The 23,650-nt window shown below is 29.5% G+C and carries 19 protein-coding genes and 9 pseudogenes; 8 read left to right on the forward strand and 20 right to left on the reverse strand.

What is annotated here, in order from left to right:
- Window positions 1–83 precede the first annotated feature (83 nt).
- The 9 genes and pseudogenes from BGS40_RS09640 to BGS40_RS02440 form a co-directional block, all read right to left on the reverse strand.
- Window positions 84–335 (reverse strand): hypothetical protein, encoded by a 252-nt coding sequence (locus BGS40_RS09640; RefSeq protein WP_096738329.1) that lies wholly within the window; start codon window positions 333–335, stop codon window positions 84–86.
- A 153-nt stretch (window positions 336–488) separates the two neighbouring features.
- Window positions 489–806, reverse strand: a complete 318-nt coding sequence (locus BGS40_RS09645; protein WP_052794034.1) for a hypothetical protein — start codon at window positions 804–806, stop codon at window positions 489–491.
- 465 nt (window positions 807–1,271) lie between these two features.
- Window positions 1,272–1,469, reverse strand: a complete 198-nt coding sequence (locus BGS40_RS09960) for a POTRA domain-containing protein (protein WP_223212451.1) — start codon at window positions 1,467–1,469, stop codon at window positions 1,272–1,274.
- A gap of 173 nt (window positions 1,470–1,642) precedes the next feature.
- The gene (locus BGS40_RS09655) at window positions 1,643–1,771 is read right to left on the reverse strand and encodes a hypothetical protein (protein WP_257841693.1); all 129 of its coding nucleotides are present in this window, start codon (window positions 1,769–1,771) and stop codon (window positions 1,643–1,645) included.
- A gap of 120 nt (window positions 1,772–1,891) precedes the next feature.
- Window positions 1,892–2,819 (reverse strand): annotated as a pseudogene (locus tag BGS40_RS09660) (hypothetical protein); the annotation flags it as partial.
- A gap of 954 nt (window positions 2,820–3,773) precedes the next feature.
- Window positions 3,774–4,418: pseudogene (locus BGS40_RS10020) on the reverse strand (two-partner secretion domain-containing protein); the annotation flags it as partial.
- 11 nt (window positions 4,419–4,429) lie between these two features.
- Window positions 4,430–6,345 (reverse strand): annotated as a pseudogene (locus BGS40_RS02430) (hypothetical protein).
- Between the two features lie 171 nt (window positions 6,346–6,516).
- A complete protein-coding gene (locus BGS40_RS09345) occupies window positions 6,517–6,729 on the reverse strand; it encodes a hypothetical protein (RefSeq protein WP_162842031.1) in 213 nt (70 codons plus the stop codon).
- A 2-nt stretch (window positions 6,730–6,731) separates the two neighbouring features.
- Window positions 6,732–6,983 (reverse strand): hypothetical protein, encoded by a 252-nt coding sequence (locus BGS40_RS02440; protein ID WP_052797755.1) that lies wholly within the window; start codon window positions 6,981–6,983, stop codon window positions 6,732–6,734.
- Window positions 6,984–7,303: 320 nt separating this feature from the next.
- Here BGS40_RS02440 and BGS40_RS02445 point away from each other — a divergent pair, with 320 nt between their 5' ends.
- A complete protein-coding gene (locus tag BGS40_RS02445; RefSeq protein ID WP_052797756.1) occupies window positions 7,304–8,059 on the forward strand; it encodes a basic amino acid ABC transporter substrate-binding protein in 756 nt (251 codons plus the stop codon).
- Window positions 8,060–8,085: 26 nt separating this feature from the next.
- Here BGS40_RS02445 and BGS40_RS02450 read toward each other — a convergent pair.
- The 9 genes and pseudogenes from BGS40_RS02450 to BGS40_RS02480 all read right to left on the reverse strand — a co-directional run.
- Window positions 8,086–8,721 (reverse strand): annotated as a pseudogene (locus BGS40_RS02450) (HAD family hydrolase); the annotation flags it as partial.
- A 135-nt stretch (window positions 8,722–8,856) separates the two neighbouring features.
- Window positions 8,857–9,087, reverse strand: a complete 231-nt coding sequence (locus BGS40_RS09670; RefSeq protein WP_228583401.1) for a hypothetical protein — start codon at window positions 9,085–9,087, stop codon at window positions 8,857–8,859.
- Between the two features lie 93 nt (window positions 9,088–9,180).
- Window positions 9,181–9,357, reverse strand: a complete 177-nt coding sequence (locus BGS40_RS09675; protein ID WP_251818990.1) for an ATP-binding cassette domain-containing protein — start codon at window positions 9,355–9,357, stop codon at window positions 9,181–9,183.
- Entirely contained in the window at window positions 9,351–9,704 is a 354-nt protein-coding gene (locus BGS40_RS09680) for an ATP-binding cassette domain-containing protein (protein WP_251818991.1), read from the reverse strand. The genes BGS40_RS09675 and BGS40_RS09680 overlap by 7 nt, the downstream gene beginning before the upstream one ends.
- 3 nt (window positions 9,705–9,707) lie before the next feature.
- Window positions 9,708–10,060: pseudogene (locus BGS40_RS02460) on the reverse strand (ABC transporter permease); the annotation flags it as partial.
- A 67-nt stretch (window positions 10,061–10,127) separates the two neighbouring features.
- A pseudogene (locus BGS40_RS02465) lies at window positions 10,128–10,964 on the reverse strand (ABC transporter permease).
- Window positions 10,961–11,770: pseudogene (locus tag BGS40_RS02470) on the reverse strand (alkaline phosphatase family protein). Before BGS40_RS02470 ends, BGS40_RS02465 begins: the two co-directional pseudogenes overlap by 4 nt.
- A pseudogene (locus BGS40_RS02475) lies at window positions 11,767–13,082 on the reverse strand (esterase-like activity of phytase family protein). The pseudogenes BGS40_RS02470 and BGS40_RS02475 overlap by 4 nt, the downstream one beginning before the upstream one ends.
- Window positions 13,083–13,100: 18 nt before the next feature.
- Window positions 13,101–14,112 (reverse strand): annotated as a pseudogene (locus BGS40_RS02480) (ABC transporter substrate-binding protein).
- A 114-nt stretch (window positions 14,113–14,226) separates the two neighbouring features.
- On the opposite strand from BGS40_RS02480, the gene corA reads away from it, so the two are divergent.
- Complete coding sequence (gene corA / locus BGS40_RS02485; protein WP_087704416.1) at window positions 14,227–15,210, forward strand: magnesium/cobalt transporter CorA; 984 nt, start codon at window positions 14,227–14,229, stop codon at window positions 15,208–15,210.
- Window positions 15,211–15,230: 20 nt separating this feature from the next.
- Complete coding sequence (gene mog / locus BGS40_RS02490) at window positions 15,231–15,773, forward strand: molybdopterin adenylyltransferase (RefSeq protein WP_002842823.1); 543 nt, start codon at window positions 15,231–15,233, stop codon at window positions 15,771–15,773.
- Here mog and BGS40_RS02495 read toward each other — a convergent pair.
- Entirely contained in the window at window positions 15,770–15,955 is a 186-nt protein-coding gene (locus tag BGS40_RS02495; RefSeq protein WP_052782032.1) for a hypothetical protein, read from the reverse strand. The genes mog and BGS40_RS02495 overlap by 4 nt on opposite strands.
- 126 nt (window positions 15,956–16,081) lie before the next feature.
- Between BGS40_RS02495 and BGS40_RS02500 the strand changes: the two genes are divergently transcribed.
- Genes BGS40_RS02500 through BGS40_RS02520 form a run of 5 tightly spaced genes read left to right on the forward strand, consistent with a single transcriptional unit; the run spans window position 16,082 to window position 20,019 of the window.
- Window positions 16,082–17,269, forward strand: coding sequence for a M48 family metallopeptidase (locus BGS40_RS02500; protein ID WP_096738330.1), 1,188 nt, complete (start codon window positions 16,082–16,084; stop codon window positions 17,267–17,269).
- On the forward strand, window positions 17,266–18,081 hold the full coding sequence (locus BGS40_RS02505) for a HemK/PrmC family methyltransferase (RefSeq protein WP_096738331.1): 816 nt from the start codon (window positions 17,266–17,268) through the stop codon (window positions 18,079–18,081). The genes BGS40_RS02500 and BGS40_RS02505 overlap by 4 nt, the downstream gene beginning before the upstream one ends.
- 12 nt (window positions 18,082–18,093) lie before the next feature.
- Window positions 18,094–18,564 carry a DUF4149 domain-containing protein gene (locus BGS40_RS02510; RefSeq protein ID WP_057096027.1) on the forward strand — a complete coding sequence of 157 codons (471 nt, stop codon included), beginning with the start codon at window positions 18,094–18,096 and terminating at the stop codon, window positions 18,562–18,564.
- Between the two features lie 38 nt (window positions 18,565–18,602).
- Complete coding sequence (gene flaC, locus BGS40_RS02515; protein ID WP_096738332.1) at window positions 18,603–19,352, forward strand: flagellin C; 750 nt, start codon at window positions 18,603–18,605, stop codon at window positions 19,350–19,352.
- Between the two features lie 34 nt (window positions 19,353–19,386).
- Window positions 19,387–20,019, forward strand: a complete 633-nt coding sequence (locus tag BGS40_RS02520; protein ID WP_002852054.1) for a YggS family pyridoxal phosphate-dependent enzyme — start codon at window positions 19,387–19,389, stop codon at window positions 20,017–20,019.
- A gap of 11 nt (window positions 20,020–20,030) precedes the next feature.
- Here BGS40_RS02520 and dnaE read toward each other — a convergent pair whose 3' ends face one another.
- Window positions 20,031–23,633 (reverse strand): DNA polymerase III subunit alpha, encoded by a 3,603-nt coding sequence (dnaE, locus tag BGS40_RS02525; protein WP_096738333.1) that lies wholly within the window; start codon window positions 23,631–23,633, stop codon window positions 20,031–20,033.
- Window positions 23,634–23,650 lie beyond the last annotated feature (17 nt).

Genomic DNA, 23,650 nt, shown 5'->3' on the forward strand with positions numbered 1-23,650 from the left:
ATAGTATAAATATTTGTGTAAGTATTTATATAAGTATTTGGTGGGTTTAAAAATGGGGGGGGGGGTTTCCAATCACCCCAAAGTTAAAATTTTCCTAGGCTTGCATAAACTCTTGCTCGATGTTCTCCATCGTGTTTAAACCGATGAACAACTCTTGCAGCATCCATTTTTACATAAAAATTAGCACTTCTTGTATAGAGTATTTGTATACCCATTGCATCCATAAGATAATGATTTTCACTTTGATATTCTTTATTTTCATACCAAGAATACCCTATATCATAAAAAGGAGTCGAGTAAAGCCTTTCTAAAGGTGTTTGAAATCTTATTCCCAAGGTGCCAGAAACAACATTATCCGCACTTCCCTCACCTTCTAAATAAACACATACACCACAAGGTCTACCTAAAGATACAGATTCATTACTATCTAAAACAGCATCGCTGATAACTTTTTGATAATTGAGTTGAAAAATGTGAGTTAAGCGTTCTTAGAATTGATATTTGTTGCTTAAATTTAAATTCATTTTTCCAAAATTTCCTAAATTTACTCCATTAAATCCAGAAAAATCACCATCATTTTCAACATTACCATATATAAAATTTAAAGTATAACTTAGGACATTATTCTCCAAACCTTTATAAGTTCTTTCTATGCCCAAATTTACACTATTTCTCGCTTTTTCATTGCTTACTAAACCATCAAGATAATAATCTTTAATCTTTTTATGAGTAAAACCCGAAACAAGATATAAAGAATACTCAGTATATAAAAACACAGGATAAGAAAAATTTACTCCAATATTCATTGAGTCCCTATAAAAACTAAGATTTCTATAAATTCTGCCAAGAACATAATGTCCTTGAGTTACAAATGGAGTAATTTTTAAATTCCCTATAAAAGTACTATAATTAATCCCATAATCTGTTTGATTTTCATCACTATCTTAAAGATAAAAATTTAAGTTATCCCCTTATCTTGCTATATTGTTTAAACTTTGACTCATTCCTGCTCTAAAACGACCTGTTTCTTTAGTCCTATAGTTGTTAGAATATAAAGTTAAAGTTGCACTATCTCACCTTTGTTTACTTCTATAATAACATCACTTTCTCCACAACCATCACCTGATTGTAAATTAGCATTGGTTTAGATTCCGTATATTTCATTGATTTTATAAATTTCATTTTCCACATTTTTAGTTGTGATAACTTTCCCTTTAAGATTTTTGTTCAATTTACTCTCTAAAGCATAATCTCTGACACCTGAGTTGTTTTTAATGATTACTTTTCCTAAAAGTTCCAAAAGCTATGTTAATTTGCACTTTGTTAGAACTTAAATCTTGCGGTGGTATATAAGCAGTTGCCGAAGGATGGCTACTTAATTGACAATAATAAGCTATAATGTTTGTTATATCTTTTAAATTTTGTAAGCTTAATTCTTGGTTGCGATATTCAGCTATTGCATCTTGAATTTATTTTTCGCTAATTCTTAATTTTTTAAATGTCAAATCTTTATTATCGATATGCAAAACATACTCTCTTACAAAAACCTTAGCTTCATTTTGATCAGTTTGTAAATTTGCAATATTTGTAGTATTTTGCTCTTTAAAATTTACAGGGCTTTTTTGATTTTTTAATGTATTTTTTAATTTTTATTTTGTGGTCCATTTGCTTCAGAAGAGCTTTCTATAAGCTCTCTTATTTTATTATTATTTAGCTCTTCAGCATGTAAAAATACTTGCAATAAGATTAAAACAACTAAAATTTTTCTCATTTTTATTTCCTATTTTGCATTTACACAAATGTTCATTGTCTTAAAATTATCACTTACAATACAACGCAAACCACTACTTCTAGCATCTGCTTTTCCTATGTCCACTTGATCATCATCTTCTTTTTTTGTGTCTACTTTAGTTTGAATTTTTATAGGAGCTTCTACAACCTTTTCAGGAATTTCAGGCGGCAATACAGAAGGTTTGTCTGGATCTTCACCCCCTCTCCCTCTTTTTTTGTTTATCTGGCTCATAGATAGATATATTTGATTTTTCTGGCAATGAGGCTAATTTTCCTTCAAAATTATATTTTCCAGTGTACACTTTACCATCTACATCGCTTCCATTTATAGCAAAACCTTGAGAATTTAGAATCTCATTTTCAAGCTTATAGTGAAATCCTTCATTTCCACTAAGATCCGCAAACTGCTTTTCAAGAGCTTCTTTTTGTTCTAAAAGTTTTGCATACATAACTCTAAGCGTTTCATCGCTAACTAAGCCTGATTCTTTGATTTTTTCATAGTTTTTATTTTCTTTGTCAAGTTGAGCTAAGGCTTCTTGGTATTTTTGTAATTCTTCTTTAAAACTAGCGAAACAACCTTTGCCGGTTTTGATTTTATCCATAGCAGTTTTCTTTTGCGTCCATTTTTCATAAAGATTGGTATAATTTTTATAACTTTGTTCTTGCGAACCTTGCCATAACTTTAAAAATTCTTGTTCTACTCTAGTATCTTTAAATGTATTTAAGAAATTTAAACTTTGAGTGATCTCACTGGCTTCATTTTCCCTTGCCACACCCTTGCTATCTGCGTAAATCCAAGTTTTGATATCAAAATCATAAGTGTATTTTCCATTCATCAAATCATCTAAAATTCTTTGAAGCAATTTAGGGTCAAAGTCGTCTTTGGATAATTTCACAGCATCTGTTACCTTGGTAAAAGAATCAGCAAAAGCATAAGAATTATTATCAAGATATTTTATATCGTTAAATTTCTTTCTTACAGTACTATCAAAATCTTTTTTTCCTGTTGCTTCATTATTATATTGCACAGACTTAAAAAAATTCTGTCCTTCATCAATGTAACCATTTTCCAAATTATGATAAACATAAATATTACTAAAATTATTATTTACACTAACTCCAGGATCACCAATAACTTTTCCAGCTTGTGTTTTATAGTTTCCAGCACTCAAAATTGCTCCATTTTTATAAAATAAGTAAGCATTATTAATCTTTAAATTTCCAACTTTTCCAGTAAATCCTCCTGTTTTACTATCATTCCCAGAAGTTATAAGTTTTTCTATGTCATTAACCACAACATTATTAAAATTACCACCATCAATTTGTCTGCCTATGCCACCCACATAAGAACCTTCTTTTGCTACTATACTTATATTATTAATAGCAACATTTGTAAAATTGATAGTGTTATTCCCTCCACTACCATTTCCCCAGCCTATTATTCCGCCAACTTTAGTATTTACAGCTGTATTAATAACGAGATCATTAACAGTCACATTTTCAAAACCCGTATAACTGTTTGCAATATTTTGCCCTACTATACCTCCAACATAAGCATCATAACCAGTTGAAGCAATTTTCAATCCTTGAATATTAAGGTTTCTTATATAGCTATTCTGAACAACTCCAAAAATTCCTACATATTGATTTGATGAATTAATATTAACATTTTTTAAAGCATAACCAGAACCATCGAAAGATTTAGCAAAAGCATTGCTTGTATTATCACCTACTATGTATGTTTTCACGCCACTAAAATCAATATCATCAATCAAACGAAAATGATCAAAAACTGTTCTAAATTTTTCTTTATTTACATTCCAAAAATCAGCAAATTTATTCCATTTTGTTGCATCCGCAATACTTCCATATTTAGTCCAGTTTTTAACTTTACTACTATCATCAAAACTAAATTTACTACTAGAATTACGCAATAAAGTTCCATCTTCTTCAAAACTTGTTATGCTTTGTTGAATGATAGCTTCTTGCTCTGCTTTGGCTGCGATATTTTTTGTATCTTTTACCACTCCAGCATCAACATAAACTTTATTACCTTCAAGTTTTAATACATCTAAAGTAATTTTTCCTTTATTGATTTCAACCTTATTTCCTATTAAAACAATATTATCTGCATTGATCTTTCCAAGATTTATAATATTTCCTTGTTTGCTTACATCAAATACCGGAGAGAAACTAGCTCCTTTCTCTAAAAAAGTTTTGACATTATCATCACTTAAAGCTGTTGTGCTAGCTACAAATTTTCCCGCAGTAATAGTTCCTGTTTTGCCAATCAAAACTCCCATAGGATTAACTAAAAAGATATTGTTATTCCCTCTATTTAAAGCTCCGTCTATCTTAGAAGCATCTTTTTGATAAGCAATGTTTAGGTAGTTTTGATTTTTGCCGTTAAAATTTACACTTTCATTTCGTCCTATATTAAAACCGCCACCCCATTGGATAACATGATTTTGTCCTTTTCCTGTAATCGTTACAGTATTGCCAGAGGTATGGATAGTCCCACTTGTACCATGAGTAAATTTACCCCCACTTGGTAAAGCATAAGCTTGAGAAAAGAGCAAAGAACTCACCGCAAATGATAAAACTATATGTTTACTCATCTTTTTCATGTTACTCTCCTTTAAAGTATGTTGATATAAATTATTTTTGCATCATCTGAAACTTCAAAGCTAAAATTTACATTTTTCAATGTACTTTTAGCCAACTTTTCTATCTTGTTGTAATTAAATTTATTTTTATTATTTTTCATTTTTTCTAACAAATTTTCTAATTCTTGTTGATTTAGCAATCCATTGTCACCATCATAAATTCCAACATCGCTTTGTATGAGAATATATTTTCCTTTTGTTGATTTATTTTTAGTAAGAATTTCCATACTTCCATTTGCAGGAAGATTGATAAGTTTTTCTATAGTCAAGATAGGATTTTTTATTTTATTTGGTAAAATAAAAGTAAAATTTTCAAAGTTATTTACCACTTCTGTTTTGACATCGTGAGTATCTATAATTAAACGATTGTTTTTAGAAAAATCTTCTTGATGCGGTAGAATTTGAGTGATTATTTTACCTTTTTTATTTACTTCATGAAAAACAGAACCAGAAAGCAAATCGATATTTACATCTTTAAAGAAATTCAACTCTCCACCTAACTATAAAGTATTGTTATAAGATTTAAAATTTGAAATATCCGAAATTCCAGATGGAGCTAAAAATATAGCATCTTGATTTTTATACTCATCTATGTTTAAATTAACAAATTCCATGATATTATCATGGAATTTGTAGACACTCCAGCTATCAACCCCGCATAACCTTGTCTTTTATCTGAGGCAGTGCTAAAGCTGTGTTGTTGATGATGATTTTATTAAAAGCACTTTCTTTATCTGCTTTTATGATGCACGAACTTTCCAGAAGAACAATCTTTAAGCTTTATAAGGCTGTTATTTGCATTTTGAGCTGCTTTTAAAATAGTTTTTGAGCCCTTTCCTAAATAACTCGCTTCAGTTAGACTCTGAATGAGATTATAATTTATTTTATTATTTGAAACATTTTTAGTATTGATCATCAAACTTAAATTTTTAGATGATTTAATATTTTCAAAATTTACTTCATTATTGTTTGATTCTTAGCGATATAATCTATACCATCTAGCGTAATTTCACTTGTAATAAAAGCATATAAAGGCAATGAAATAACAGAATCTTTTATACTTAAGGTATTATTATTTGCTTTTCCACTTAAAGTTCTTGCCACATATACGGTAAATTTATCAGAATAATTTTGTGGAACTTTTTCATGGGTTAAATCATTTTGTATATCAATAACATTAAAATTCGCACCCTCTGTAGCAAAACATCCGTAAAGATTGTAATAATTTTTTCCATAAAAATTATCACTGATTTTTAAAGGTTTTTTAAGGCGAAATACAATTTTATTTCCATTAGCTTCACCATCGTTAGAATACCCACCATAGAGGTTTAACGATGCATATGTTTTAATGTTTTTATTAAGATGATCTAATGGGTTAAAATGATAAATCTCTATAGAATTTTTCTGCATTACCCTGTAATGTTTTTCCGTCATAAATTTCTCCAAATAAAACAGCATCATAAAAAGTTATTTTATTTTGCGAATTCACCATTAAATCTAAATTTAAATTTTTAATTATTACAGAATTTTTGCTTGCATTGTATTTTTTAAGATTATTTACATCAGCTAAAGCACTTAAAATTTTAAAGGTCGAACGAGCTGTATACTCACCATCTGGCCCATGAAGGACGATATTAGCTGAATCGATAAGAACTTTATTGTTTTGTAAATTAGAATTTATGCCAAAAGCTCCTATTAAACGAGTAATTCTTTCATCATAAATATCCTTACCTTATTCATCTGAAAAATACTGGGAATTATGAAGGTCAATTTTTGTATTTGACTCTAAGATTAATTTATTGTCTTTAGCTTCACCATCAAAAGCTACAGATCCTGAAATATAAGGAGCTCTATTTAAGGGCAAGGTGTAGATATTTTCTACACCCATATTGATATAGGAGTTTTCTTTTAAAATGGTTTGATTGTTAAATCCCCCACCCCTGTAGGTAAACGCCGCAGTAATTAAATATTTAAAACGATCGCCTTTTTGAGAATTATTAGGCACTCCACAATCCCCTATGCTTGGTTTGCAAAAATACACAGAAGACAATTCTCCATTTTATAATATAAGTTTATTATTTGTTGCATTTGTATTTTGAGCATAAGCTGTTACAATAAAAGGCATAAAATAACTAGGAACAGCTTGAGTATCTGAAAATACGGTTTCTAAAGTGCTAAAAGCTGTTGTGATCTCTTCTTTTAAAGTATCCGGAGTTAAAATTTCAAGCTTGGATAAATTTTTATTTCCAGATTTAGGGTTATTATAAATCATAGTTAAATTTGATATAGGGTATTTTGACTTAGAAGCATAGAAATTTTTTCCATTAATTTTTTAAAAATTTCTGCTTGAGGATCATAAACTTGATTATCCTTAAAAGAATGTTCAGAAATATAAAAATTACTTGTAGCCTGAACCGCCGCAAAACAAACCGAAGAAGATAAAACCACACTACAAACGCCCAAGTCAAATTTTACATTTGTCTTATTTGCAAAAATTTTAAAATATTTTTTCATCTCATTTCTCATTCAAATAAAATCCTTTTGATTTATCACAAATTGATTATTTACAACACTATCCCGTATGTCTTGAGTTGATTATAAAATAAAATATTAATTTAATATTTTATTTTTCAATATTTAAATTTAATGAAAATTTAACAAATTTTATATTAATATATTATTGAATAAAATTTTATTTCAAATATTAAAAAAATACTTTTATAATTATTTAAATATTATCTAAAAGCACAACATTAATACAACTTTTCTAAAAATTGATCCAGACTTAATTAAATATAAATTTAAAATAAGTATAATTTTAAAACATTTTATATCAAAGGAAAAAAATGAAAAAAATATTAAGCATTGCTCTAGTTGCTTTAGTTGGTTTATTTTTAGGTGCTTGTAGTGATTCTAAAAATAAAGAATCAAATGCAAGTGTAGAATTAAAAGTTGGAACTGCTCCAAATTATAAACCTTTTAATTATAAAGAAAACTCAAAACTTACAGGTTTTGATACCGATTTGGTTGAAGAGATTGCCAAAAAAAATGGTATTAAAATTATTTGGGTTGAAACCAATTTCGATGGATTGATTCCTGCTTTAAAAGCTGGCAAAATCGATATGATTGCCTCAGCTATGAGCGCAACTGATGAAAGAAGACAAAGTGTTGATTTTACCAAACCTTACTATATGAGTAAAAATCTTTATCTTAAACTAAAAAACAACGATTCTCTTCAAACAAAAAATGATTTAGAAGGTAAAAAAATAGGAGTTCAACTAGGAACTTTACAAGAAAATACTGCAAAAGCTATCAAAAATGCACAAGTACAAAGCAATAAAGATTTAAACATAGCTGTTTTAGCACTAAAAAACAACAAAATCGATGCTATTGTAGCTGATCAAGATACTGCTAAAGGTTTTTTAGCTGAAAATCCGGAATTGGTAAGTTTCTATCAAGAAACAGATGGAGGAGAAGGCTTTAGTTTTGCTTTTGATAAAAATAAACAAAAAGATATTATTGAAATATTTAACAAAGGCATAGATGAAGCAAAAACTGATGGATTTTATGATACTTTAATTAAAAAATATGAATTAGAATAAGCGTGAATTTTCACGCTTGTAGCTTCAAAAGTTAAAATTTTATATTTTCTCTCTTTTGCAATTTTTAAAATTTTTTCATCACCATTACATACAAAGGCTTTGCTAACAGACTCTAATAAAGGTAAATCATTGATAGAATCACTAAAAAAATAAGAATCTTTCATCCATTTTTCATAATCTTTACCCAAATATTCTTTAAGTCTTAAAACCTTGCCTTCCTTAAAGCTATAAATCCCATAAGCTTTTCCACTAAATTTATCACCTACACGCTCACATTTTATGGCTATGCTTTCTCTCACTCCCAAAAAAAAGAGGCGATTTTTCTAACTAAAAATTCAGCCGTAGCTGAAATTGTAATACACCTTTGATCTTGATATTTGATTATAAGTTTTTTAGCTTTTTCATAAGGTTTTATATAAATTTTTATAAATTCATTTACTAAAGATGAAATTCTATCTTCATTTTTAGCCTTAACGCTTTGAAGAAAAAAGTCATAAATTCATCCATGTCAAGCTTTTTTCTTGATATTGTTTTTGATAAAAAACGATTTTTTCTAAATATTCTTGAGGTAAAAAACCTTTTTCAATGCAAAATTTAAGCCAAAGTTTAGCACTATCGTCTTGTATTAAAGTATCATCTAAATCAAATAAAACAAGTTTCATTTTCACTCTTTTGCTAAAGAAAGATTGAATTTTAAGCGATTTTATCACCTGCTTCACAAGTACTATGAGTGCTAAAAATTTAAAGTATCTACCTTAAATTCGATTTCTTACACTCTAACCCTATAGCGTATGATATTACCTAGTAATGTTTTTTTTGATCTTAGTTTCTAAACCTTCGTTAGAAATTTCTATGGTTTCAGGACGCAAGGCTATATCTTTTTTAAAATCGTATTTTAAACCCAAGCTATCAAGCTCTTTAGGACTTAAAATATTGTAATTTCCTATAAAGCTAACCACAAAATGAGATTCTGGCAAAAGATAAAGATTATTTGCATTGGAATTTTGTATGATTTTACCCTCATTCATTAAAATAATCCTATCGGATAACTCTAAAGCTTCTTCTTGATCGTGCATTACAAAAATAGTGGTGAGTTCAAGTTCTTTTTGAATTTCTTTAATTTACACCCTTAAATACTTACGAATTTTAGCATCAAGTGCCGATAAAGGCTCATCAAGCAAAAGTAAATCAGGTTTGGTCGCCAAAGATCTTACTAAAGCCGCTCTTTGCATTTGTCCACCTGAAAGTTTATGCGGATAAGTTTTAGCGTATTCTTCAAGCTCGACGAGTTTTAACATTTTTTCACTCTTTTTTCTATGTCATTTTTATCCATTTTTTTGATCTTTAAGCCAAAAGCTACATTTTCAAAAACATTAAGATTTGGAAAAGAGCGTAATTTTGAAAAACCATACCTATATTTCTTTTTTTGAAGACTTAATTTGGTAAGATCTTTATCATTTAAAGAAATTTTTCCTCCATTAATTTGGCTAAGCCCTGCTATACACCTTAAAAGAGTGGATTTTCCACAGCCACTTGGACATAAAAGAGTCATAAACTCACCCTTTTTAGCACTAAAATTAATACCTTCAAAAATAATTTTATCCCCATAAGCTTTTTTAAAATTTTTAATCTTTAAATAAGCCATTTTTCACTCCTTAATCAAACTAGCTATAAAAGTTGTTATAAAAATTAACACAAAATAAACTATTACCAAAGCACTAGAGTAATGCCCACTTTGATTTTTAATATTACAAAGATAAACTTGCAAAGTCTCATAAATACTTCCTACAAGAATATTTGCATATAAAAATTCGCCTATTAAAAAAGAAAAACTTAAAAAACTGCCACCAAAATTCCATTTCTTAAGTTAGGCAAGACAAGTTTAAAAATCACTCCCATTAAAGAACCTCCAAGCATAGCATTAGATGTGATGAGTTCATTTAGATTGACATTAGATATAGCATTATCTAAAGCCCTATATATAAAAGGCAAAGCTAAAAATAAAAAAAACCAAAAACAAAACTGCATAATGATAAATTTTAGCTTTTAAACTCAAATTTTCATTCATTTAAAGCACCTTAAAATGATATTTTTTAGAAAAGAAATTGGCTATAAAGTAACAACAAGCATGATAATAGTTATAATGATGCTTAAAGCACTAGCCATATAAGGATCAAGATTGATATCGCCTGCGATTAAAGCAGTGATTCTTACAGGAGTGACATTAAAATTTCCCGAACTTAAAGCATAAATAGTCGTATAAGCTCCAAAAGCATTGACAAATAAAATCACAAAAACACCAAACAAAACAGGAGCGAGCAAAGGCAAAGCTATTTTAACCAATATAAAAAATTGCCTCCACCTAACATTTTACAAGCATTTAAATGTGAATTTTCAAGATTTTTAAAAGCCGGAAGCAAAAGCAAGATTGCCAAAGGAATTTGAAAATACACATAAACAATATTTACCCCAAAATTAGCATAAACACTAACAAAAGGTTCTATGCCTAAATTTTTCAAAAACACATTAACTACACCATTGCTTCCAAGAACTATAATGAAAGCAAAAGCTAAAGGAACTCCTGAAAAATTACCTATCATAGTATTTAAAGAAAAAAGAAATTTACATATTTTTGATGGAGCTAAGATAAATAAAGAATAGCTCGCCAAAAGTCCTATAAAAGTCCAAAAATACTAGAAATAAAACTGATTTGTAAAGAATTTATAATGCCTTGTAGATAGAATTTGGACTCAAAAATATGTATAAAATTGGCTAAAGAATAAATTTCATCCTCTTCTACATAAAAAGCATTAAAAACAATCCAAATCAAAGGTACCATCATAAAAAAAGTAAAAACTATAAAAAAAGGTAAAATACTTAAAAAGGCTAGAAATTTTTCTTTCATTTTTTGGTCTTTAAAATTTCATCATTATACCTCTTATCGTGTTTAAGTCCTAAAATTTCACAGACACTGCCACAAATTTCATCCTGTTTTATCTTGGCATTTTCATACGAAAAAGCACTACCAAAAGTGAAAAAAGGCACTACAATTTCATCTTCACTTAAGCCTCCATGACTTTTACCCTCTGTCATACCATGATCGCTTGTGATGATTATAGTGATACCTTGTTCTAACCAAGTGGGCAAATACTCAGAAATCAAAACATCAACTTTTTTGGTTTTTTGGCATACTCAATATAGAGCGTGAGCCAAATTTATGTCCTGCATCACTATATTCATAGAGCGTATAAGAGTAAAATCTAAATTATATTTGTTTCTTAAATGCTCCCCATCCGCAAATAAATGAGAATCTAAATAATCATCTTCATAATAAAATGTCCATAAGGCAAAGTTAAATTTTCATCTTCTATATGGCGATGTAAAGAAGGAATAAATTCTTTTTTATTATAAAGCTCAAAAACCCAATGATAAGCTGCGCTTCCAGCTTTTAAATCTTGTTCTTTACAAAGGTCGAAAATGCTTGTTTGTTTTGAAAAACTCAATTTATTATCAATTATCCCACTTAAAACAGGCTTTACGCCTGTTAATAAGCACTCGTATAAAGGGACGAGACATGCCAAGAAGTTCGCATTCTAAAGAATAAAATTTGCCTAAATTCTCTTTGCAAAGCACATTTAAATATCTCATATTTATACTAGAGCTTTTACAATTTAAGCCATCAAGCACAACTAAAATAACTTTGGACATCATTTACTCTTTAAAAAATCTTTTACTTTAAGTAAAATAAATTCATTATCATCAGTTTTATTAGGTTCTCTACTTGAAGAATAAGGAAAGTTATTGTCATTTTCTACGACTATATGAGAATCATCTACTATATCCACACCTTCTGTAGTTTCAAAAGGAAAAACAAATTTATCATTTACCAAAGGCTTTTTAGAAATTTTATTTCCATCCTTAATATTTAAAAGATCTATATAAGAAATTTTTTGAGCTTCATGAGTTTTATCATCTAATTTAACCTTATAAATTCTTTTAAATTGAGCTACATTATTAAAACAATGCTTAGTATCTTCACCTTCTTTGCAAGCCTTATCTTTAGTGCCTTCTTTTTGATCTCTTTCTATAAATGATGCCGTATTTATCATCTATCATATTAAAATCACCTATAGAATAGCTTTTATCTTCTAAGAAATATTTATAAGTTTTGCCGGTGAATTTTTTATTTTTTACATCAAATTCTATAATTCTTAGATATTCTTTACCTTTTTCATTCTCATAAGCGTTGTTATTGTAAATACTTCCTTCTAAAAGCAAATAAAGTTTAGAACCATCTTTAGAGCTTACCATAGCTTCAAAGCCTTTAGAGCGCTTGATATTAAATTTCTCATTTTCTCCATCAGGCTTATCGCTAAATTTTAAACTTGGATTATCGGGAGAAATAAGTTTTTTACCCTCCACATACACATCAAAAACTTCTTTTAAATTCCCATTCTTATCAAAATGAAGCAAATAAGGACCAAATTCATCACCTATATAAAATTTATCATTGATAAACTGTATGCTCTCAGTATCAAAATCAGCCCCACTTAAATACCTTTCTTTGGTTATTTCGGTGGTTATAGAATAAGGATATTTTTTATCACTATCTTTAAAAAACTGTTTTTAAAAGTTCGTATTTTGAATTTTTAAAATCAAATTTAAACTCATGAGCATAAAGCATAACATCATAAGAATTATACTTTTTATCCAAGCCATCATCACTAATCACCCAAAAAACATCTTTTTTTTGGAATATATTTTATCCCACTATGCCCTTGTATAGGTTGATTTTTAAAAGATAAATAAAAATCTGTTTCCCTGTTTCCCTTGGATTTAAAAGTTCCAATTTTTTCTTCTCTAGTGATATTTGCAAATTTCCTATAAGTTTTAAAAAATCAGGAGCATCCTTAGGAGGTTTTACTGTACTTTTAGAATCTATGATAATATGGCCTGCTAAATTGGCCTCATACTCTTGAACTCCAAACAAAGCATTACAAACTAGAGTGCTTATGAAAACAATTTTTTCATTTTTTAATCCTCATTTCATATCCACTATCACTTTTTCTTGCCAAAGTTGCGGCAATTCTTTAGTGCTTTTTTTCCCAAGCTTTTTGATCTTTGATTACTCTTGCATTTTTGTATTGCTCACTTGGCAAAAGCTTAGCTTTTATATCATCTGGAAGGTAATATGATCAATTCTTATTGGCCTTGCATAACCTTTTGCTAGATTGATTTGTCCTTTATCAGAAAGTATAAACTCACGGGCTAATTTAGCCGCATTTGGATATTTTGCGTATTTATCGATAATAGTTGTATAGCCCGAAATAACACTGCCATCAGCAGGGATTAAAACTTTATAACGATCTTTGCCCACTTTATCTCTATAGCCTAAACCATTAAATCCTAAACTAAACCCACTTCAACTTCACCTTTTTCAAGATTGGCTATGCTTACATCATTATTTACAAGTCTTCCTTGTTTGGCTAGAGTATTAAAAAAAGCTAAAGCAGGACTTAAATCTTTCTCCACCTAAGGCATAATTAGCTGCCAAAACTGCACTCACAGCTTGAACGCTATACTTACATCACCCATAGTAATTTTATAATTTCCCTTAAGCAAATCTTGCCAAGTTTTAGGTATATCTTTTACTACATCTTTATTGACTATAAAAGCTATGGTTCCTGTATAAGCTAAAAGCCAATTTCCATCTTTAGCCCAAAGTTGGAATTTGATCCCAGTAGCTTGTCTTAAAACCACTATCTCTCCAAAAGAGCTCCTACATCATCGATATCACCGCTTGCATTTTTCTTTTCGGCTTTAAATTTAGCAATTTCTTGAGCTGAACTCATATCTGTATCGCTATGTTCTACACCATAAAGATTTTTAAGATCTGCCCAAGTATCCTTCCAGTTTGCCCAAGTATCAGGCATAGCCAAAGAATTTACCCTACCTTCTGCTTGCACAGCTTTAATCAAATTCTCATCAATAGCTTGTGAATTTGAAAACAATAAGGCAACAATACCTAAACTTAAGAAAAATTTTTTACTCATTTTTTCCTTTCAAAAATATTTTGGAAATTTAATGAGTTTTAGAAGCATTTTAGAAACAAGTTAATTTTTAAGCAAACAAGGTTATAATTTTAAAGTCATAAACAAGGAGCGATCATGCTTTATATTTATATCAAAACTCAAAATGCTTTAGTTCAAAGAATCAATTTTAATCTCGATAGTCAAGAACTACCGCAAAATATTTTATGGATTGATTTGCTTCATCCAAGTGTAGCAGAAATTGCTTTTATATCAAGTGAATTTAATCTTGAGTTTCCTACAAAAGAAGAAAGAGAAGAAATAGAGCTTAGCGCAAAATATTGGGAAGATAATGCGACAATAACCATCAATGCCCATTTTTTAGTAAGAAATCTTAAAAGTGATGAAGAAGATAAGAAATTAATCAAGCTTCGCACAGAAATTGTTACTTTTGCTACAGCTAAAAATATCTTATTTACTATAAGATATAACGAATTTAGCACTTTTGAAGAAATTCAAGCAAGGATTTTAGCTAGTCCGAAGAATTTTGAAGATGGTTTTGATATTATTGATAAAATGTTTGAAGTGCGCGTTGAAAAAGATGCGGATTTACTAGAATGGATAGATAAAGAAGCAAGACGCTTAAGAACAAGTGTTTTAGAAAAAAAAGATGAATATAGCTATGATGAAATGCTAAAAGATATTTCAAGTTTACAAGAGCTTAATATGCGCGTAAGAGATTCTTTATTTGATAAGCGTCGCGCTATGACTTCTTTGCTAAAAAGCGATAAAATCGATAAAGATATAAAACAAAATCTCACTATAGTTTTAAAAGACTTAAATTCTTTGGTTGAATTTAGTGTTTCTCAACTTAATATCTTAGATAATATTCAAACCATTTTAGCCAGCCAAATCAACATAGAACAAAACAAAATCATTAAAATTTTTACCGTTGCAACTGTTGCCATGATGCCACCTACTTTAATAGGAACTGTTTATGGTATGAATTTTAAATTCATGCCCGAACTTGAACTTCACTATGCTTATCCCATAGTGCTTGGCGTGATGGTAGTTTCTATCATTTTACCTTTGGTTGTTTTCAAGAAAAAAGGATGGTTATAAAAATTTATTAAGGAGAAACAATGGATACAATAAACATAGGAATTTTGACCCTAAGCGATAGAGCAAGTAGTGGTATATATGAAGATAAAGCTACTGCTGAAATTGAAAGAGTGTTAAATTCATATATAAAAAATGATATTATTTATCATAAAGAATTAATCCCTGATGATTATGATTTGATCATTAAAAAATTACTTTATCTAGCAGATGAAAAAAAATGTGATTTGATTGTTACAAGCGGAGGGACAGGTCCAGCACTTCGTGATGTAACCCCAGAAGCCACGGAAGCCGTGTGTGATAAAATGATGCCAGGTTTTGGAGAACTTATGCGCTTAGAAAGTTTAAAATATGTCCCAACAGCTATACTTTCAAGACAGAGTGCAGGAATTCGCAATAAATCTTTTATCATTAATTTACCAGGAAATCCTAAGGCTATAAAAGAATGCCTAGAGCCTGTTTTTCCGGCTATACCTTACTGTATTGATTTGATAGAAGGTGCTTATATAGAAGCAAATGATGAAGTTATTAAGGTTTTTCGCCCTAAGAAAAAATGTCAAAATTAAAATTTATTAGCCCTAACAAGTCTGCTTAATTGTCTAGCAAGCAGACTTGCTGAAGCTTCATCTTTGCTTATCTTTTGTATTTTATTTTTAAACTTATAAAGTCTGTCATCTAAAATCACATCATTGATTGGAATTTTAGGCTTTTCTTTTTGCTTTTGTGAAATCTTTTTTTTAAAAAACATTCTTTAATCCTTTTTTATAAATATACACCAACTTAGTTGAAAAGAATATTATTTTAGATTTTAAACTATTAACTTTATTTCATTATTTTAAGCTAGAATTCGCAAAAAACTAATCAAGGAAAAATAATGACTTTAATTGCAATTTTATGTCTTTATACAGCACTTTTATCTTGGATTTCCTATGCTCAAATTCGTTTCTTAGAAAGAGAAAAAGATAAACAAGCTCAAATTTTAAGCGAAAAAGACTATCAAAATGCAGCAGATATTGCCATCGAAAATGAAAAATTTAAACTATTTTCCAATTTTTATAATTTAATCATCAATATTGCATGGATAGGTTTTGGATTTTTATATCTTAAAGAATTGCTTATCTCAAACAACACTCGTTTTGAAAATACTTTATTTTTATTATCTTTTTTAATAATCACAAGTATTTTAAATCTACCTTTAAGTATTTATGAAAGTTTTATCAAAGATAAAGCCCATGGTTTTTCAAATATGACTGTAAAACTTTTTATCAAAGACACTGTAAAAAGTCTTATTTTAACTTTAATATTTGGATTTTTAATCCTTTATGCTTTGATTTTTTGCTATGATTTTTTTGGAACTTTTTGGTGGATTGCGGCCTTTATTTTTGCCTTTTGTATTATAGTGATTATAAATCTCATCTACCCTACCTTGATAGCACCTATTTTTAATAAAATGGAAAAACTAGACGATAAAAATTTACTGAAAAAAATCAGCTCTTTGATGAAACAATGTGGGTTTAGTGCAAATGGGGTTTATGTTATTGATGCAAGCAAAAGAGATAAACGTTTAAATGCTTATTTTGGTGGACTTTTTAAAAGCAAAAGAGTGGTGCTTTTTGATACATTATTAAAAGCCTTAAACGAAAGAGAACTTTTAGCTGTTCTAGGACACGAGCTTGGACATTTTGTTCATAAGGATATTATCAAAGCTTTATTTAACGGTGCTATAGCTATGTTTTTACTTTTTTTTGTTTTTGCAAATTTATCTGAATTTGTTTACTTAGAAAGTCATCTAGAAGGAGTAAATGGTGGCGTGTTTGCTCTTTTATTTATCTTTGCAAATATTTTTAGCTTTTTAATCTCTCCTATGCTTAATGCCTTAAGTAGAAAAAATGAATTTGCGGCTGATCAACACGGAGCCAAAGTTACAAGCAAAGAAGATATGAAAAATGCATTGATAGCTCTAGCAAGAGAAAATAAAGCTTTTATCAAAACAAGTAAAATATATACATTTTTTTATCTCAGTCATCCAAGTATTAATGATAGAATCAAGGCTCTTTCTTGACTATTAAAAATGCTCTTATGAAAGCTAAATCTAGCTTAAAAGGTTATGAAAATGAAGCAGTATTTATACTCTGTGAATATCTAAAAAAAGATAAAGCTTGGTTATTTTTAAACCAAGATATAAAAATAGATCATGAACCTTATTTTGAGCTTATAAAGCGTTTTAAATCTGGAGAACCTTTTGAATATATATTTGAAAAAGTGGATTTTTGGGGCTTAGAATTTAAGATAAAAAAAGGCGTTCTAATCCCTCGCTACGATAGTGAAATTTTACTTTTTCAAATTTTAAATTTATGCAAAAAAAATACTTTTAATGGGATTTTAGAAATAGGATTTGGAAGCGGAATTTTAAGCATTGTTTTAGCCAAAGAACTTGGGTTAAAAATCACAGCCTGTGATATCAATCCCAAAGCCTTAGAATTAGCTTTAGAGAATGCCAAATTACACAAAGTCGATCATTTGATTGACTTTAAACTTTGTAATTTTAAGCAAATCAAAGAAAATTATGATTTTATTTTTTCAAATCCGCCCTATATTAAAAATTCATATCCTATAGATATTTGGGTGCAAAAAGAACCCAAAGAGGCTTTATTTGGCGGAGAAAAAGGATATGAAGTTCTAGAAGAAATCATACATTTTTCCCTTGATAAAAAAGTTAAATTTTTAGCTTGCGAATTTGGCTATGATCAAAAAGAAATTTTGGGGAAAATTTTATACCAAAATAATTTCATTGTTGATTTTTTCAAAGATGAACAAAGTTATAATCGTGCTTTTATAGCTAAATTTACAAATATGCGTTATGATAAAAAATAAAAGGAGAAACTCTTGAAAGCTGTTAATTTATTTTTACTTGCCTCCATCATAGGGGTTGAACTCATACTAGGAATAGTTGTTGCACCAACAATTTTTTTTCCTCAAAATCTTATAGGAGAAGGAGTTTTGAGCCATTTTCAAAGTGGCTTAATGATGACGCAAATTTTTGTTAAAATGGGTTATTTACTGATTTTTGTTTCAGTGGTTAATTTTTTATATGAAATTTATTCTCTTATAAAAGATGAAATGAAATTTCAAATAAAATTTTCAAAATTTATGCTAAGTTTGCTTATTTTGATTTTAAGCTTAATATTTGTTTTTTATTTTACTAATGCCATAATTGAGCTCCAAAACTTAGGCGAAAATGCTACAAAAACTCAAGAATTTATCAGTATCCATAATGCAAGTGAAGTGGTGATTAAAATCATCTTAATAATGCAAGTTTTTTTATATTTCTTAAGCTTTAAAATAGCAAAAAAATGATAAAATATTAAATAAATCCAAAAGAGAAGGAGTAGGCCATGATGATCTCTGATGCAACCATGATGCAACAAAATTATTATTTAAATAATGCACAAAAAGCTAGTGATAAAGCTTTAGAAAATATTGCAGCTGTTCGTGCAATAAGTGGAGTTGATAGTGCTAATTTAGCTATTGCTGATTCTTTAAGATCTCAATCAAGCACTATAGATCAAGGTGTCGCAAATGCTTATGATGCTATAGGGGTTTTACAAATTGCAGATGCTAGCCTTACCAATATCTCTCAAAGTGCAGATAAACTTAATCAACTTTCAGCAAAAATGAACAACGCTGCGCTCAATGATTCTCAAAAAGGAATGCTAAGAACAGAAGCAACACGCATACAAGAATCCATCAATGATTCTTTTAACAATGCAACTTATAATGGAAAAAATGTCTTTCAAACTATGAATTTTGTAGTAGGTAGCGGAACTGAAACTACGAATTTAAATCCATTAGCAACAGGTGGATTAAGCATAGATAATCAAGACAGTATTACAAATTTTATGGATCAACTTGGAAGTTTAAGAAGTGAAATAGGTTCAGGTATCAATGCTATCACATCAAATATTAACGCAAGTGTTCAAAATAGCATCAACTCAAAAGCAGCTGAAAATAATTTACTAAATAATGACATGGCAAAAAATGTCAATGATTTTAATGCCAATTATCTAAAAGAAAATGCTGCTGCTTTTGTTGCTGCGCAATCCAACATGCAGCTTCAAAGCAAAATTGCTAATTTATTACAATAAAATAAGCCCTAAATAGGGCTTATTTTTTATCAAAATGACTTTAGAGCAAATTTTAGAAAAAACCAAAAACGTTCGTCTTGTAGCCGCAAGCAAGTATGTCGATGCAAGTATAATTGAAAAGCTTTTTGATCAAGGTATAGTAGAATTTGGAGAAAATCAAGTCCAAGCTCTAGCACAAAAAAAAGAAAATCTTGATGAAAAAAAACTAGACATAAAGTGGCATTTTATAGGAACGCTACAAAGCAACAAAATCAATCTATTAATCAAACAAAAACCTATATTATGGCACTCTTGCAATGGTATTAAAATAGCTAAAGCTATGGACAAAAGACTTGATTATAAATTAAATACTTTATTAGAAATCAATAGCGCAAATGAAAATAGCAAAAGCGGTCTAGATCCAAATCAAGCCGTAGAAGAATATTTACAAATACAAGAAGAATGCTCTAATTTAAATCTTTGTGGCGTAATGAGCATAGGATCACACAGCCAAGATAAAGAAAATATTATAAAAAGCTTTGAAACTACATTTAAAATTTATGAAATTCTTCAAAAACATGGGGCTAAGATTTGCTCTATGGGGATGAGTAATGATTTTGAAATTGCTATAAAATGCGGATCCAACTTGGTAAGACTCGGAAGCATTTTATTTAAAAATCTTAAGTAAAACAATCTTACTTAAGCATATTTATTAGAAATTTCCTCTACTATACTATCAGAGATAATAAAATCTGTATGATAAAGCAGGCAAGATCCCGCGCTAATAACTTTTAAAACAAGTTTTTTATTATTTTTTTCATTAGGATTATGTGCATTTCTAGCAATTTCATGAATTTCATAGATTAATTCTCTATTTAACCTTGTCAAATCTAGCTCTATGATATTTTTTTCAAATTCCTTAGGTTCTGCGGTAAAATGATTTTCTTCTTTATTTTTAAAATCTTTTTTTGTGCCAAATTTTTTTATAGCTTTAATCTCACCATCTTCAAGACTTTGCAAGTCTTTAATTGCTTTTAAAAAAAAGCTGGGCTTTTCCCCTCCTTCAGCTTTAAATCCCAATACAAAACCATAAGCATTATTTTTCAAATTTTCATCTTTAATGATATTTTCTATTTCTTCTACATTACTTTCAAATACAGTAGCATCAAACGAAGAATAATAATCCAAAATTTCAATTCTACCATAACGCTTATTATTTTTACTCATCATAGATTTAAAATCTTCAATTTTACCTATACTTAAAATTTCTCCATTGTTTTTTAAACCTTCAAACTCTAAACTTTTAACATAATCTATGGCATTAATTTGTTCATAAAATCGATCTAAAGGATGGCCTGAAACATAAATTCCTAAAATTTCTTTTTCATATCCCAATTTTTCCATCACTTCAAATTCTTCATTTTTGGGAGTAAAATTTACTTGAACACCTGAAGTTAACTCCTCTTCACCAAAAAGAGAACTTGCAGCATTTTTTCTTACTTCAGCCATTTTACGCGATGCTTCGCTAAGATTTTCCATATTATCAAACAAAGCTTTTCTAGTAAAACCAAACTCATCAAAAGCCCCTGCCTTAATAAGACTTTCTAATGTTCTACGGTTTATCTTGGTAGGATCTATCTTACCTAAGAAATCATTAATATCCTTAAATTCTCCATCTTGCCTTGCTTCAAGTAAATTTTCAACTGCAGGAATACCCACACTTTTTATAGCCCCAAGTCCGTATATAATAGCATCCTTGCCATCTTGCTCTAAAGCACTAAATTCACGGATCGCTTTGTTAATCGATGGAGGTAAAAGTTTAATATTCATTTTTTTCATCTCATCAATATAAACAGCAATTTTATCCACATTGTTTTCTTCGCTTGTTAAAAGCGCTGCCATAAATTCACTAGGATAATAAGTTTTTAAATAAGCTGTTTGAAAAGTAATCAACGCATAAGCCGCAGAGTGAGATTTATTAAAACCATATCCTGCAAATTTTACGATAAGCTCCCATAAATCTTCAGCTTTTACTCTATCATATCCTTGTTTTTCTGCTCCATCTGCAAAATCAGTCTTAAGCTTCTTCATCTTCTCAGGATCTTTTTTACCCATAGCACGACGCACTACATCAGCACCTCCTAAAGAAAAGCCACCTATAATTTGAACAATTTGCATAACCTGTTCTTGATAAACAATAACCCCATAAGTAGGTTCTAAAACCTTTTCTAAACTGTCAAAAGGATATTCTATGCTTTTTAAACCGTGCTTTCTATCGATAAAATCATCAAGCATTCCTGATTCCATAGGGCCTGGACGATAAAGCGCAAGAACCGCAATGATATCTTCAAAACGCTCTGGTTTTAAGCGTGCATTTAAGCTTTGCATACCGCCTGATTCGATTTGAAAAATCCCTAAAGTATTTCCACTTTGTATGGTTTTATAAACCTTGCTATCATTTACATCTATAGTTTCCCAAATAATGTCTTTATTGTAACGCTTTTTAATAAGCTTGATTGCATTATTAATTACTGTTAAAGTTTTAAGACCTAAAAAGTCAAATTTTATCAAATCCACATCTTCTAAATGATCTTTAGAATACTGCGTTACTAAATGTCTTTCATCATTTTTACTTTGTCTAAAAAGCGGAGTTTTCTTCCATAAACTTTCATTAGAAATTACAACACCCGCTGCGTGCATACCAGCATTGCGATTTAATCCTTCCAAAGCTCTTGCATACTCCCAAACTTCAGGACCTTTAGGATGACGATCGATAAATTCTTTGATTTTAGGTTCTTTTTCATAAGCAGCATCAAGAGTTATTTTAAGCTCTTCAGGCACAAGTTTAGCAAGTTCATCAGCATCTTGAATACTCATATCACAAACTCTAGCCACATCACGAATCACCCCTTTAGCCAAAAGTTTACCAAAGGTAATCACCTGTGCAACCTTATCTGCTCCATATTTATCAATCACATAATCAATCACTTCAGCACGTCTGTCTTGACAAAAATCCACATCAATATCAGGCATGCTCACACGCTCAGGATTTAAAAAACGCTCAAAAAGTAGACTATAAGGAATAGGATCTAAATCCGTAATCCTTAAACAATAAGAAACCAAACTTCCTGCAGCCGATCCTCTTCCAGGACCTACTGGAATACCTTTATCTTTAGCCACTTTAATAAAATCATGAACAATAAGCATATAACCTGAAAATTTCATATTTTTAATAATATTAATTTCTACTTCAAGTCTTTGTTTGTATTCTTCATGCTTGCTTTCATCGATAAATTTTAATCTCTCTTCAAGTCCCTTTTTGCAAAGTTCTTCAAAAACTATATCATCATTATCAAAGCTAAATTCTTTTGTTTCTTCAGGTAAGGTAATATTATGATCTTTAGCATATTCTCTTGTAAATTTAAAATTCGGTGGAGTGGGATTGCCAAGATTAAGCTCTAAATTACATTTTTGTGCGATTTCTTGTGTATTTTCTATAGCTTCTGGAATATCTGCAAAAAGCTCACTCATTTGCTCAGGACTTTTAACATAAAATTCATGCACACTATGACGCATTCTATCAGGATCATTAAGTTTTTTTCCCATAGCTATACACATAAAAACCTCATGGGCAGCCGCTCTTTCTTTAAAGGTATAATGCGTATCATTTGTAGCAATAATTTTTATATTTAATTCTTTAGAAAGTCTGATAATATCATCATCTATCATTCTTTGGTCGCCTATACCATGACGCATGATTTCAAAATAAAAATCATCTTTAAAAACTTTTTTATACCATAATGCCACTTCTTTTGCTGCTTCATAGCCTTTTGCACCAAAACGCACATTTCTTTCACTATAAGTATTTAAGTGCCAATTTACTTCACCTTGCAAGCAAGCAGAAGAGCAAATAAGACCTTCGCTATAATCTTCCAAAAGCTTTTTATTGATACGCGGATAATAATACAAACCTTTAATATAACTTTGAGAACTTAAATACATTAAATTTTGATATCCGATCTCATTTTTTGCATACAAACAAAGGTGAAAACGCTGACGAGAACTTTTATCATCTAATTCATCATGATTATGCAAATACGCTTCCATACCAATGATAGGTTTTAAACCTTGTGCTTTCATTGTTTGATAAAAATCAATTGCCCCAAACATATTTCCATGATCTGTCATAGCAACACTTGTAGCACCCTGCTCTTTTAAAGTCAAAGCTAATTCTTTAAGTTTATTGGCTCCATCAAGCAAAGAATATTCTGTATGTAAATGCAAGTGTGTAAATTGACTCATTTTCTTCCTTTAATTTT

It is taken from the genome of Campylobacter sp. 107 (assembly GCF_002383835.1).
GTDB classification, from domain to species: domain Bacteria; phylum Campylobacterota; class Campylobacteria; order Campylobacterales; family Campylobacteraceae; genus Campylobacter_D; species Campylobacter_D jejuni.